The organism is Glutamicibacter sp. AGC46 (assembly GCF_053543715.1).
Genome location: NZ_JBLVOJ010000009.1, coordinates 287431 through 300308 on the forward strand (window position 1 = coordinate 287431; position 12878 = coordinate 300308).

Annotated in this window: 11 protein-coding genes and 1 pseudogene; 4 read left to right on the forward strand and 8 right to left on the reverse strand. The window is 62.0% G+C overall.

Annotation, left to right across the window (positions count from 1 at the left end; all coding sequences use genetic code 11):
- Positions 1-29 precede the first annotated feature (29 nt).
- Positions 30-1112 (reverse strand): zinc-binding dehydrogenase, encoded by a 1083-nt coding sequence (locus tag ACNPM8_RS04445; RefSeq protein ID WP_448939362.1) that lies wholly within the window; start codon positions 1110-1112, stop codon positions 30-32.
- A 108-nt stretch (positions 1113-1220) separates the two neighbouring features.
- Here ACNPM8_RS04445 and ACNPM8_RS04450 point away from each other — a divergent pair, with 108 nt between their 5' ends.
- Positions 1221-2309: an alcohol dehydrogenase catalytic domain-containing protein gene (locus ACNPM8_RS04450; protein ID WP_105656455.1), complete on the forward strand. Its 1089-nt coding sequence runs from the start codon at positions 1221-1223 to the stop codon at positions 2307-2309.
- Positions 2310-2391: 82 nt separating this feature from the next.
- On the opposite strand, the gene ACNPM8_RS04455 is transcribed toward ACNPM8_RS04450, so the two are convergent.
- The 7 genes from ACNPM8_RS04455 to ACNPM8_RS04485 form a co-directional block, all read right to left on the reverse strand.
- Complete coding sequence (locus ACNPM8_RS04455) at positions 2392-2541, reverse strand: hypothetical protein (RefSeq protein WP_166650762.1); 150 nt, start codon at positions 2539-2541, stop codon at positions 2392-2394.
- Positions 2542-2660: 119 nt separating this feature from the next.
- Complete coding sequence (locus ACNPM8_RS04460) at positions 2661-3650, reverse strand: ABC transporter substrate-binding protein (RefSeq protein WP_448939363.1); 990 nt, start codon at positions 3648-3650, stop codon at positions 2661-2663.
- Positions 3651-3693: 43 nt separating this feature from the next.
- Entirely contained in the window at positions 3694-4803 is a 1110-nt protein-coding gene (locus ACNPM8_RS04465) for a zinc-binding dehydrogenase (RefSeq protein ID WP_332503897.1), read from the reverse strand.
- A 5-nt stretch (positions 4804-4808) separates the two neighbouring features.
- A complete protein-coding gene (locus tag ACNPM8_RS04470) occupies positions 4809-5615 on the reverse strand; it encodes an ABC transporter ATP-binding protein (RefSeq protein ID WP_332486486.1) in 807 nt (268 codons plus the stop codon).
- Between the two features lie 46 nt (positions 5616-5661).
- The gene (locus ACNPM8_RS04475) at positions 5662-6495 is read right to left on the reverse strand and encodes an ABC transporter permease (protein ID WP_105656450.1); all 834 of its coding nucleotides are present in this window, start codon (positions 6493-6495) and stop codon (positions 5662-5664) included.
- Positions 6488-7264, reverse strand: coding sequence for an ABC transporter permease (locus ACNPM8_RS04480; RefSeq protein WP_332486489.1), 777 nt, complete (start codon positions 7262-7264; stop codon positions 6488-6490). Before ACNPM8_RS04480 ends, ACNPM8_RS04475 begins: the two co-directional genes overlap by 8 nt.
- A 90-nt stretch (positions 7265-7354) precedes the next feature.
- The gene (locus ACNPM8_RS04485) at positions 7355-8359 is read right to left on the reverse strand and encodes an ABC transporter substrate-binding protein (RefSeq protein ID WP_332595029.1); all 1005 of its coding nucleotides are present in this window, start codon (positions 8357-8359) and stop codon (positions 7355-7357) included.
- Positions 8360-8559: 200 nt separating this feature from the next.
- Here ACNPM8_RS04485 and ACNPM8_RS04490 point away from each other — a divergent pair, with 200 nt between their 5' ends.
- The 3 genes and pseudogenes from ACNPM8_RS04490 (at position 8560) to ACNPM8_RS04500 (ending at position 12836) form a co-directional block, all read left to right on the forward strand.
- Entirely contained in the window at positions 8560-10068 is a 1509-nt protein-coding gene (locus tag ACNPM8_RS04490; RefSeq protein ID WP_448939364.1) for an aldehyde dehydrogenase family protein, read from the forward strand.
- Positions 10069-10125: 57 nt separating this feature from the next.
- On the forward strand, positions 10126-11187 hold the full coding sequence (locus ACNPM8_RS04495) for a CdaR family transcriptional regulator (protein ID WP_448939365.1): 1062 nt from the start codon (positions 10126-10128) through the stop codon (positions 11185-11187).
- A gap of 336 nt (positions 11188-11523) precedes the next feature.
- A pseudogene (locus ACNPM8_RS04500) lies at positions 11524-12836 on the forward strand (GntP family permease).
- The last annotated feature ends 42 nt before the right edge of the window (positions 12837-12878 follow it).

A 12878-nucleotide genomic window follows, 5' to 3' on the forward strand; every position in this document is an offset into this window, starting at 1 on the left:
CCCCCCCTGCAGCTTGTTGCTCATGCGGATCAGAAGCGGATCACGCTGCGGGCGATGGACCCGGTTTCCTGCTTTGCATAGGCTTCGTTGATCTCGTCGAGCTGGATCTCCTGCGCCACCAGGTCATCGAGATTCAACCGGCCCTGCAGATAGAGCTCGGCGTAGTAGGGAATGTCATTGCGGACCGTGGAGGAGCCCATGTAGATGCCGTGGAGATTGCGCTGCGGGATCAGCAGGTCCAGCATGATATTCATTTCCAGCGGCTTGCCCTGGGGAATGCCGATGAAATACACGTGTCCGCCGGTTTTGGCGACTTCCAGGGCCTGGCGCTGCGTGGGGGCAATGCCGATGGCTTCGAAGGAATGGTGGACTCCGCGGCCGGTGATGGCGCGGATGGCGCTGACCACGTCTTCGGTGCCGCCGTTGATGACATGGGTGGCTCCGAATTTCTTGGCCAGCTCCAGCTTCTCTGACTGCAGGTCAATGCCGATGATGGTCTTGGCGCCGGCCAGCTTGGCTCCCTGGATGACATTCAGGCCGATGCCGCCCAAGCCGATGACCGCGACGGTTTCCCCGGGAGAAACCTTGGCGGCGTTGAGCACCGCGCCCACGCCGGTGGCTGTCGCGCAGCCAAGCACAGCAGCCTGCGCGAATGGGATTTCCTTGGGCACCCTGACCAGCTTGTTCTGGTGCAGGACCGTGTACTCGGCGAAACCGGCCACGCCGAAGCCTTCTACGCGCTCGCCGTTGCGCGTCAAGCGTGCCGGGGTATCCGGTCCGCGCAGCGCATGCTGGGGATTCAAGCAGCGGTAGGTCGCTCCGTTGACGCATTCTTCGCAGCTCCCGCAGAAGCTGATTTCCGTGGCGATGACATGGTCTCCCACTTCGAAGTCGGTGGCTTCGGGGCCTAGCGCGATGACGGTGCCGGCCATTTCGTGGCCGACCACCATCGGCAAGGGGCGCCCGCGGTCTACGGTGGCAACTATGTGATCCGAGTGGCACAGGCCTGCGGCTTCGACCTTCACCAGAACTTCTTGCCCCCGCGGCTCGTCGACTTCGAGTTCCTCGATGCTGAAACCTTCGCCGATGGAGTTGATGACCGCTGCGCGCATTGCAGATCCTTCGTTAGATTCTTCTTCTAAAAATGCATTATTTCTAATAGTATATTTTCATTAGTGTTCTGCGTCACCCCCTTTGCGCGACTATTTTCTGGAGGAAGCATGAAAGCAGCAGTCGTTTCTGAAGTTGCCGGCTCTTTTGATGTCCTGGACATCAGCATTGACAACCCTGAAGCCCATGAAGTCCTCATTGACGTGAAGGCCAGCGGCCTGTGCCACTCGGATTTGCACGTGGCGACGTCGGACATCGGCTTCCCCATGCCAGCGGTGCTCGGCCACGAAGTCTCGGGTCTGGTCGTGGGCGTCGGTTCGGCTGTCACCTCGCTCTCGGTGGGGGACCGCGTGGTGACTTCTCCAGTGCACAGCTGCGGGGTCTGCAAGGGATGCCGCACCGGCAAACCCTACCAGTGCCGCGTGCCCTCGCACACCGACCGCACCGCGCAGCAGAATCCGCGATTGTCCCTGGGTGGGCAGCGGCTCACCCAGTTCATCGGTGTTGGCGGCTTCGCGGAACAGGTGCTGGTGCATGAGAACACCGTCGTAAGGGTTCCGGACGCTATCCCGTTCGACCGCGCGGCGCTGCTTGGCTGTGGAGTGGTCACGGGTGCTGGCGCGGCTATTAATACCGCGCGCATCCGTCCAGGCGATACCGTTGCCGTGATCGGCGCCGGTGGTGTCGGGCTGAACGTCATCCAGGGCGCGAAACTGGCTGGCGCGACCCGCATCATCGCTATCGACCTGCAGCCGGCCAAGCTGGAGCTGGCCAAGGTCTTCGGTGCCACCGACGTCATCAACGGCGGGGAGGGCGATGCGGTGGAAACCGTCAAGCGGATTGCTGGCGGGGGAGTGACGCATGCCTTCGAGGTCATCGGCCTGCAAGCCACCAGCGAGCAGGCGGTGGCCATGCTGGAAATCGGCGGCACCGCGTACCTGATTGGCGTTCACAAGCCCGGCGCGCAGATCAGCATCACCCCATTTGGAGACCTGATGGGACGCCAGAAGGGCATCCGTGGCGTGGCCATGGGGTCGAGCAATATCCAGGTGGACATCCCCATGTACGCCGAGTTGTATCTGCAGGGCCGTTTCAAGCTCGACGAACTGGTGTCAGCGCATATCAGCTTGGATGAAATCGACAAGGGATACGAGCAGCTGCGCGGCGGTGCGGTAGCCCGAAGCGTGATTACCTTCTAGATTTATCGACGCCGGTCGCTGAACGAAGCAAGGCCAGCAGTTCACTGATCTGCTGGCCTTGTTTCATGTTCTGGGGGTGCTGCTACTCTCCGGTCTGCGCGCGGCGCTGTATGCGCGTGGCGTACAAGACGCAGCCCAGCAACCCGATGAAGCTGAGCGCAACCGCCACGGACCCGGTGATGCCGGGCAGGTGCTGGTTCCAGGTCATGTTCAGGGTGACAAGCAGAGACACCAGAAATCCTCCGGTGAGGTAACTGATTGCCGAACTCATGGTGAACCTTCCGTGGGCAGAACGTGCTCCCGTGAGCCTAGCATCGCGCCAGTCGCTGTCCAAGGATTTGCCGGTGCTGGTTATTTGCGAGACGCGTGCTCCCAGAGCACTTCATCCACTGTTACGGGCTTGTCAATGAGCTCGAAGCGTGCCATTGCATCCAGGCCTGACTGGGAAGCCTCTGCATCGAACGCGGTGCCTGCCAAGGCGAACCGCGTTGGAGCTTTTTCCACCGGAATCTGGTTGACCTCGGCGTGTATCTTCTGCACTTCCTCGAGGTTTGCTGCATCGGAGTAGAACTCCACTGCCTCTTTCATGGCCGATACGAAGGCCTTGGCAGTATCTGGATTCGCACCGGCCCACTGGGAAGTGCTTAGCCACAAAGTGCCCGGCTGATTCCCCTGGTACTCGCGGACCGGGTTGCCCAAGGAGGGGAAGCCGGCCGCAATCATCTGGTGGTAGAAGACATCGCTGGGGACGACCGCGTCAACGGTCCCGGTCTCCACCGCGGCCTGCATCCCGGCGTAGGGCATGCCCGCTTCGCTGAACTCGTCGGCGCCCACCCCTGCGTCTTCCAGGGCTTGGAAGACCGGCAGATCGCTGCCGGTCTTCACGCCGATGACACCGATGGTCTTGCCCTTGAGATCGGCAAGCCTCGCAATCCCAGAGTCCTTGGCGACGAGTACTCCGGAGTTATCGACGTCCGGGTCGACCACGCCATTCGAAGCCAGCGCTTCGATCGGCAGGCCCTTTGCCACGGAGGTGGCGACGTTGACCCAGGAACCGGTGGCGATGTCCACCTCGCCGGAGATAGCAGAAGCAATCTGGGCGGCGGGGTCTGCGCCATTGATGATTTCAACGTCCAAGCCATGGTCTTCGAAGAAGCCTTGGGATTCGGCGAGGTAAGCCGGCTCGAACTGGATGCCGGCCACCGAGACCTTCAGCGGGATCAAGCCGCCCGGTGTTTCGGCGCCTTGCCCAGCGTTGCCGCAAGAGGCCAAGGCCATGGTGGAAACGAGCAGGACCGCGGACAGGGGCAGGGCCCGGCGCGCGGAAGATGGAGTTCTCAAGATGGCCTCGTCGTGCTTGAAGGGGATATGAAGTGGCAGGCAATCAGCTGAAATCTGTGATGACCGAACGGGCAACGCCCTGCCCGGCCTTCATCGCTGCGAAGCCCTCGTTGATCTGCGAGATATGAAGTTCCCGGGCAACGAGCGCGTCGAGCTTGAGGCGCCCGGCAAGATAGTGCTCGGTGTATTTGGGGACATCACGTTGCGGGCTGGAAGAGCCCATATAGATCCCGTGCAGGCTGCGCTGCGGCCCAATGATGTCGGACATGGCATCCAGCGGCAGTTGCGCGCCGGGCTTATGCAACCCGACCAGATAGGCATCCCCGCCTACACGGGTCATGCGCACCGCCTGCAAGCTGGTGGCCTGCAGGCCGATCATCTCGAAGGAATGATCCACCCCGCCGCCGGTGATTTCCTGGACCTTGGCGACAGCGTCTCCACTGCCGCCATTGATCGTGTGCGTTGCCCCGAATTCGCGGGCCAGTTCCAGCTTCTCATCGCTCAGATCCACTGCGATGATCTTCGAAGCGCCGGCGATCTGGGCGGCATTGATCGCGTTCAACCCGATGCCTCCAGCGCCAATGACTGCGACGGATTGCCCCTGGGCCACCTGGGCGGAGTTGAACACTGCCCCGGCACCGGTCAGCGTGGAGCAGGCCATCACCGCGGCTTGGGCGAAGGGCAACTCCTCGGGAATCCTTACTGCCTGGTTGGCATGCACCAAGGTGTACTGGGAAAATCCGCCGGTGCCGAACATCTGCATCACCGGCTGATCCTTGCAGCTGGCGCGCGGTGCTTGGCCGGCCGTGCGCAGCGTGCTGGGGCGGTTGGCGCAACGGTATTCCTGGCCCGAAAGGCACAGCGCACACTGCGCGCAGTACTGGATCAAGGCGGCCAGCACGTGGTCGCCCGCAGTGAAACCGCAGGCTTGGTTGCCGGTGCTGAGCACCACCCCGGCGACTTCATGGCCCAGCAGCAGCGGGGCGGGAAGGCCCAGATCCATGCCCGCCAGGTGGGCATCGGACTGGCACAGTCCAACTGCTTTGACTTCGATCAGCAATTCCGCGCCCAGCGGAGCATCAACGTGGATGTCCTCAATGCTGAAGCTGCCATCGCCGTGCCTTGCCAGTGCTGCCCGTGCGCTGAGTGCCATGGGGATCAGTCCTTGCGCAGGCGCACGAGGATCCGTGCACGGGCCTCGGTGAAGCGCGGGTCAGCCTTGGTGGCCAGCTGGTCGCGGGTCTCGCCGAAACCGGTGACGATCTCGTCGACTACGGTGGCCGGCTTCTCCGCGATCACGACCACCTTGTCGGCCAGGTACAGCGCCTCGTCGATGTCGTGGGTGACTAGCAGGATCGTCACACCCAGCTTGTGCTGCAAGTCCAGCACGAGGTCTTCGAGGTCGAAGCGGGTCTGCGCATCAACCGAGGCGAAGGGCTCATCCATGAGCAGCACCTTCGCGTTGTAGGCCAAGGCGCGGGCAATGGCCACGCGCTGCTGCATGCCTCCTGACATTTCCCAGGGGAACTTGCCGCCTTGGCCTTCAAGGCCCACGGCAGCCAGATGCTCATCGGCCAGCTTGTTGCGCTCGGCCTTGCCGATGCCCTTGCCCTGCAGCGGGAAGGCCACGTTTTCGCGGGTGGTCATCCACGGCATCAGTGAACGCGAGTAGTCCTGGAAGACCACGGCGAGATCGGGGTGCGGGCCGTTGATCTTCGTGCCGGAAACCTCGATGGTTCCGGCTTTTGGCTTCAGCAAGCCGGAAAGGCATCGCAGCAAGGTGGTCTTGCCGACGCCCGAAGGGCCGACTATCGAGATGAACTGGCCATACTCCACGTCCAGATCCAAATTCTCCAGGATCTTGTTTTCGGCCGGGCCGGCGCCATAGCTCATGGACATGCCGCGAACCTTCATGAGCAATGGTTTGGTTTCCATGGTCGTTTCAACGGGTGCTTGGGTGGTCATGGGATTCTCCTTGGTCAGAAGATGGAAGGTCGGACGGAAACGGAGGCTACTGGGCGCCGGAGGCGTGGTACCAGCGCAGGATCCGTTTTTCGACGAGCACGAAGAGGATCGAGATGATGTAGCCGATGACACCGACCAGCAGTGCGCCGGCCCATGTCTCCGGAACCTTGAAGGTGGCCGAGGAATTCAGGATGTAGAAGCCCAGGCCTTCAATGGAGGCGAACATTTCCGAAACCACCATCACGGTGATGCCGATCGGCAATGCGACGCGGATACCGGCCACGATCTGCGGGGTGGCACCGGGCAGGATCACGCGGCGGAAGTGCAGGCCCCGGGGAATGCGGTAGACCTTGGAGAACTTGCGCACCGTTGGCTCGATGCCCAAGATGCCGTCGATGGTGTTCAGCAGGATCGGCCACATGCAGGCGAAGGCGATGGTGCCCATCTTCGGGCCCTGCCCCATGCCGAAGACGCCGATGATCATCGGAACCAGTGCTGCCTGCGGGACAGCGCGGAAGAAGTGGATGATCGGGTCAACGATCTTCAGCAGCAACGGGACTTCGCCCAGCAACAGTCCGCCGCAGATGCCGAAGAAGGCAGCCAGGGCCAAGCCGACAAAGAGATTGGACAGCGAGTACCAGGCGCCGGAAATAATCACGCCGTTGCCCAGGTCGCGGACCAAGGCTTCGAGGATGGACTCCAGCGAGGGGATGAAGAAGTTCGTGGAGTTTGCCGAGCCGAACCACCAAGCCGCAACCACGGCAACGATGAGCCATGAAGAAACCAGTATCTTGCGTCCGGCGGCCGCCGAGGAACTCGGAGCCTTGGCTTTCGAAGCGCGTGATGGCACTGCGGGGGCGTTCAAAGTTGCGTTAGTCATCGTTCTGCCTCTTCCACTTCAGCAAACGGTTTTCGGCCTGTTGCAAGAGCAGGGCGATGGCCCATCCGGTCAGGCCGGCGAAGAACAGGTAGGCGAAGGCCAGATCCCAACGCTGCGCCTGCTGCATCAGCGTGATCTGGCGTCCAATGCCTGGCGCCTGGGAGATCACTTCAACGCCCACCGCCACCAGGATGGCGATGGCCGAGGAAATGCGCACACCGGTCGCGATCAGCGGCAGGGCAGAAGGCAGCAGGACCTTGGTGAAGCGCAGCATCGGCGGGATGCGGAAGACGGCGACGGTGTCGGCAACCGCGGCTTCCTGGCGGCGTGCACCGTAGATGGTCTGGATCAGCACTGGCCACAGGCAGGACAGCGCGACGACGACGATTTCCATCATGGTGTTCGAGCCGAGCAGCATGATCACGACTGGCATCAGGGCCAGTACCGGGAACGAACGGCCGAAATCGATCAGAATCGAGGTGGAGTTGTCGAGGAAGCGAACTGATCCAATGACCAGGCCCAGGACGACACCCACGACCGAAGCAATGAGCCAGCCGGTGAGGGCTGCGAGCAGGGTCTTGCCTAGCCCGCCCCAGAAGGCCGCTTGGCCCAGGGCTTCGGCGATGGCAGAGAAGATCTTTTCCACGCCGGGGAGCATGGAGGGCATGGTTCCTGAGGCGATCACCAGTTGCCAGATGCCCAGCAGGGCGGCGATGGCCACGATGCGCAGGGTCCAGAGCAGACCCGGTGAAATCGTTGACTCTTTCATGGGAATCCTTGAGTAAGCAGTTGCAAGCTAGGGGTGCTGGTGGCGCCAGCGCAGGGGATGGCGCCACCGGTTGGGCGAAGCGGACGTGGGCTACTTGGCGTCTGCCGAAGCCCGGGTAGGGGCTTCGTCCCAGAGCACATCTTCGACGATGACCTTGTTCTCGACCAGGCCGAAGTGGACCATGGCATCGATGCCGGATTGGGCTTCAGCCACGTTGAAGGTGACGTCCGCCGGGACGAAGGTCTTGGGCGCATCGGCTACATCGATCTGGTTGGCTTCGGCGTGGACCTTGCGGACTTCCTCCAGATTGGCCGGGTCCGAGTAGAACTTCACGGCATCCTGCATAGCTGCGTCGAACTTCTTGGCGGTCTCGCCATTCTGCTCCAGCCACTGCTTCTGCACGGTCCAAACGGTTACCGGCATGCTGGACTGGAATTCCTGTACCGGGTTGGAGATGGTCTGGTAGCCCTTCTCCGACATCTGGTGGTAGAAGGAGTCGGCAGGCACTACTGCATCCACGGTGCCTTGTTCCAGGGCCGCTTCCATGCCCGCGTAGGGAACAGCAACTTCCGTGACTTCCTTTTCCTTCACGCCGGCCGCTTCCAATGCCTGGAGCACGGGGATGTCGCCACCGGACTTCACGCCAACTACGCCAATGGTCTTGCCCTTCAGGTCTGCCAGTTCCTTGACCCCGGAATCCTTGGCCACCATGACGCCGGAGTTGTCGGCCTCCGGATCAACCATGCCGTTGCCGCCAATGACCTGGATCGGAACACCTTGGGAGAAGGAGGTGGCGACGTTGATCCACGAGCCGATGGCAACGTTCACGTCACCGGAGACCACCTGGGCCAGCAGCGCGGCGGGGTCGGCGCCATTGACCAATTCAACGTCCAGGCCCTGGTCCTCGAAGTAGCCCTTCTCTTCAGCGATGCGTGCGGTTTCGAACTGGATCGGAGCAATGGCGACGCGCAGCTTCACCGGGCCGTCGGCGCTGGCCTCCTCGCTGGATCCGCACGCGGCCAGGGTGCCGATTGCGAGGGCAGAGACTGCGAGGCCGGAGAAGGCCTTCCGTGCAAAACGTCGTTTCGTGACCATGGGGATCTCCTTGAAAGCTTGGTGCCTAGGCGAAGGCTGCGAGTTGTCGACCGGGGTCGGCTCCCGGAAGAAGAAGTACATTGAGCATCAAAATGTATTCCTTGAATCACAATATATCTTTAGTATGATTGTGTGGCAAGACTCACATTCAAAATGATGCCAACGACGAAGCACGCCGGGCAGACCAGGAGATACATTCCATGACAGCAACAGATCTTTCCGCCGTTCCGCTGGCTCAGCAGCTTCGCGCCGCTTTGGCGGCCACGCCCCTTCCGCTGGTGATCAATGGCCAGGAGGTCGCTGGCTCGGGGGAAAAGCTGCCGGTAACCGATCCCTCCACTGGCCAGCTGCTGACCGAGACGACGGCTGCCACCGCAGCGGACATCGACCGCGCAGTAGCTGCCGCCCGTGCAGCGTTCGAGTCCGGGCCCTGGGCAGAAATGACCCCGGCAGCACGCCAGCGGGCGCTGCACCGCTTCGCTGACGCATTGGAAGCGAACCTCGATGAATTGGCTACCCTGGAGTCCCTGAACTGCGGGAAGCCCTTCAACATCGCCCGCTTTGGCGAGCTGCCCGCGGGCATCGAGACCTTGCGCTACTTCGCCGGCTGGGCCACCAAGCTCAACGGCGAAACCCGCGAGATTTCCCTGCCAGGAACCTGGCACGCCTATACCCAGCGCCAAGCCTTGGGCGTGGCCGCACTGATCGTGCCATGGAATGTCCCCTTCACCATTGCGCTGTCCAAGGTGGCTCCGGCGCTGGCGTCCGGCTGCACCGTCGTGCTCAAGCCCGCGGAGCTGCCCCCGCTGACCGCCGTGCGCATGGCGCAGATTGCGCTTGAAGCAGGCATCCCGGCCGGTGTGCTGAACGTTGTCCAGGGCTTGGGGCCGGTGGCCGGCCAAGCGCTCGCCGACCATCCGGATGTCGACAAGCTCTCCTTCACCGGATCCACCGCGGTAGGCAAGAAGCTGCTGGCGTCGGCAGCGGTCAATCTCAAGCGGCTGAGCCTTGAGCTGGGCGGCAAATCCCCGGTGGTGATCTATCCCGACGCGGATCTGGACAAGGCCATTCCGGCCGCGGCCATGAGCATCTTCGGCAACTCCGGCCAGGTCTGCGCGGCAGGGTCGCGACTGTATGTCCACGAAGACATCGCAGACCAGGTCATCGAAGGCATCGCCGGATTCGCGAAGAACCTCAAGCTGGGCGCTGGCCTGGCAGAAGGAACCCAGCTGGGCCCGCTGATCTCCCAGGTGCAGCGCGAGCGCGTGCTGGGGTACATCGAGGCGGGCATCGCTGATGGCGCGGAACTCGTTGCCGGTGGCTTGGCCGAAGGCGGAGAAGGATTCTTCGTGCAGCCGACCGTGCTGAAAAATGTCAGTCCGGACATGTCCATCGCCAAGGATGAGATCTTCGGGCCGGTGCTCTCGGTCAGCACCTTCGGCGACGAGGATTCGCTGGCTGAGGTGCTGCGCCGGGCCAACGACACCGACTACGGCCTCAATTCGGTGATCTTCACCCAGGACATTTCCCGCGCGTTGACCTTCGCCAAGAAAATCCAGGCCGGCAACGTCAGGGTGAATACCGGTGCCGGCATGGATGCGAACATGCCGTTCGGCGGATTCAAGCAGTCGGGGTGGGGCGCGGAAAATGGCCGTGAAGGCATCGAGGCCTACACCTCGCTGAAGTCGGTCACCGTCAAGCTCGGCTAGCGGCAATGTTCTATTCCGGGACTGCTTTGCGCAGTCCCGGGCCGATAGGATGAGCTCATGAGCGAAAAGGAGCAACCCCGGCTGGCTAGCGCGTTGGCGCAGAAAGTCGTCGACACGATTGCGCCGACCATCAACCGCAATGTGAACATCATGAATGCTCACGGAGTCATCATTGCTTCTACGGATGCTGCGCGTATCGGTACCCACCACGACGGCAGCGCAGAGGCGATCCGCCGCAACAACATCATCCGTGTCAGCCAGGCCGACGGCTCGGCCGGAACCCAGCCCGGGGTCAATGTGCCGCTGGTGCTGAACGACCAGCTCTGCGGCGTTGTGGGCGTGACCGGAGCTCCCCACGAGGTGGAACCGCTGGCCGGCCTGATTGCACTGACCGTTCAATTGCTCTTTGCCCAGGAACGCGAGCACTCTCGCAGCGCGCGGCGCGAGACCGAAGCCCGCGACATTATTTCTGCGTTGATCGCCGGTCGCGTTGCGCCTGAAGTGATCGACCGCTCGCTCGCAGCGCATGGTTTGCGCGGGTCGAAATGCATTGAAGCTTGGCTGCCCCGAAGCGTGGGGGATCCGTCGCTCGAAGAGCCGGCGAAGGATCATCACCGCACGTCATGGATTAGCCTTTCCGGCGCGTACTGGAGGCTTTGCGCTGCCAGCGAGACAGCTTTCGCTCCCGAGCGCATGGACCAGGAACGTTTCCTGGTCTCCGCGCCTGTCGAAAAGGCCGAGGATCTCATGGCCGAAACCGAAGTGCTGCGCGTATTGTTGGGCTATCCGGCACTCGTGCCTTCCCACGCGCGGCGCCGCATGTGGAGCCGGGAAATTGCTGTGGCTATCGCCCGCACCCCAGCCCGCAGCCTGGAACATGCAGCTGCCCCAGCGATGCAGCTCAATGAGGAACAAGCCAGAACCCTGCTGGTCGTTGCGACAGCTGCTTCGATGAGCCAAGCGGCCACGGATCTGCATATTCACCGCAATACCTTGGTGCAAAGACTTGAACGGATAAGCCAGGTCAGCGGCGTCGATATTCGGCGGTCCAGCGAATCCCTGAAACTCCAGCATGCCATCTACGCGAGAGTGGCCTTGGGCCAGCTGCATGTTTTCTAGGCCCTGGAAACTAGGGGAGCTGGCGCCAGGGCTGGGAAGGGTGGGGTGTTTGCACACATTGGCTCTTTCGAACCCAGGCAAATGTGGTCGTGTGCCCATAGGTATTCGGGGTCACTTTTCCTAGTATTGGCAGGATGATCGATCTTTGCGCCCGAAACCGGGGTGGCACGGTGGCATCTAGCCCAACGGGCAAAGCCTTGAGCAGCTTTGCCGATAGGGCTGGTCCACCCGTTGAGCCATTGCGGGCTGGGCGCATTGAACTACCGATATTGGCAAAGGAGCCAACCCGCCGTGTACGAACTGCTTGTTCTGCTGATCCTTGTTGTGGCCATCGTGATGGTCACAGCACGCTTGAAGATCAGCCCATTCCTCGCCCTCGTTGGCGCAGCTATCCTGGCGGCCTTCGCCTACCGGATTCCGCTGGCCGACGTGGCTTCGACGGTCACCACGGCCTTTGGCAGCACCATGGGAAATATCGGACTGGTGATCCTGTTCGGAACGATGATGTCATCCTGGAGAAATCCGGCGCCGCGATCTCCATGGCAGATGCGCTGATCAAGGTCCTGGGTACCCGGTTCCCCAACCTGACGCTATCGATTATCGGCTACATCGTTTCCATTCCGGTCTTCTGCGACTCGGGATACGTGGTGCTCAACTCGCTGCGCAAAGCCATCACCCTGCGTACCGGGGTCTCCGGGCTGGCAACTTCCATCGCCCTGATGACCGGCCTGTACGCGACCCACACCATGGTGCCTCCAACTCCGGGCCCGCTGGCCGCAGCCGAAAGCATCGGCATTGCCGATAACCTGGGCTTGATCATCGCAGTCGGATTGCCCGTTGCGGCCATCTCGGCACTTGCCGGCTTGGCCTACGCCAGCCGCTTCAACAAGTCCCAATGGACCCCGTTGCCAAGCGACGACCACAATGACATCTCCGAACTCGACTATGAGCAGCTGCGTGCAAGCTTCGGAAAATTGCCCAGCCCGGCGCTAGCCTTCATGCCGATCCTGGTTCCGCTGGTGCTGATCTGTGCCGCATCCATTGCGAAGCTGCCCTCGCACCCGATTGGCGAAGACGCTGCCCTGGAAATCCTTTCCTTCCTGGGGACGCCAGTTATTGCGCTGATCTTCGGCTTGATCTCATCGACTTTTCTTTTGAGCGGTGGCAGCAAGCTGGCGGTCTTCAATGAGCAGATGAACGAAGCTGTACGCACCGCTGCTCCGATCTTGCTGATCACCGGTGCCGGCGCCGGCTTCGGCGCGGTCCTGGCCGCGTCGGATCTGACCACGATTCTTTCGGATTCACTCAGCGGACTGGGCTTGGGCCTGGCTGTGCCATTCCTGATCGCCGCTGCATTGAAGTCCGCCCAAGGCTCGTCCACCGTCTCAATGGTGACCACTTCCGCGCTGGTCGCTCCGATGCTCGGCTCCCTGGGCTTGGGTTCGGAGCTGGGCATGGTGCTATCCGTATTGGCAGTAGGCGCCGGTGCGATGGTTGTCTCGCACGCCAACGACTCCTACTTCTGGGTCGTCTCGCAGCTCAGCCGCATTCCGGTGATCACCGCCTACAAGACCCTGAGCGTGGCTACCGCCATCCAGGGCACCGCGGGTTTCCTGACTGTACTGGTCCTGGGAGCCGTACTGCTTTAGCAGCACGCCTTCCAAGAAAGCAACGGATCGCGCCATCGGCAG

What these genes read in the sequence shown, in the direction of transcription:
- ACNPM8_RS04445 (WP_448939362.1), bottom strand. Translation starts at nt 1,112, where the DNA reads ATGCGCGCAGCGGTCATCAACTCCATCGGCGAAGGTTTCAGCATCGAG.
- ACNPM8_RS04450 (WP_105656455.1), top strand. Translation starts at nt 1,221, where the DNA reads ATGAAAGCAGCAGTCGTTTCTGAAGTTGCCGGCTCTTTTGATGTCCTG.
- ACNPM8_RS04465 (WP_332503897.1), bottom strand. Translation starts at nt 4,803, where the DNA reads ATGGCACTCAGCGCACGGGCAGCACTGGCAAGGCACGGCGATGGCAGC.
- ACNPM8_RS04470 (WP_332486486.1), bottom strand. Translation starts at nt 5,615, where the DNA reads ATGACCACCCAAGCACCCGTTGAAACGACCATGGAAACCAAACCATTG.
- ACNPM8_RS04475 (WP_105656450.1), bottom strand. Translation starts at nt 6,495, where the DNA reads ATGACTAACGCAACTTTGAACGCCCCCGCAGTGCCATCACGCGCTTCG.
- ACNPM8_RS04480 (WP_332486489.1), bottom strand. Translation starts at nt 7,264, where the DNA reads ATGAAAGAGTCAACGATTTCACCGGGTCTGCTCTGGACCCTGCGCATC.
- ACNPM8_RS04485 (WP_332595029.1), bottom strand. Translation starts at nt 8,359, where the DNA reads ATGGTCACGAAACGACGTTTTGCACGGAAGGCCTTCTCCGGCCTCGCA.
- ACNPM8_RS04490 (WP_448939364.1), top strand. Translation starts at nt 8,560, where the DNA reads ATGACAGCAACAGATCTTTCCGCCGTTCCGCTGGCTCAGCAGCTTCGC.
- ACNPM8_RS04495 (WP_448939365.1), top strand. Translation starts at nt 10,126, where the DNA reads ATGAGCGAAAAGGAGCAACCCCGGCTGGCTAGCGCGTTGGCGCAGAAA.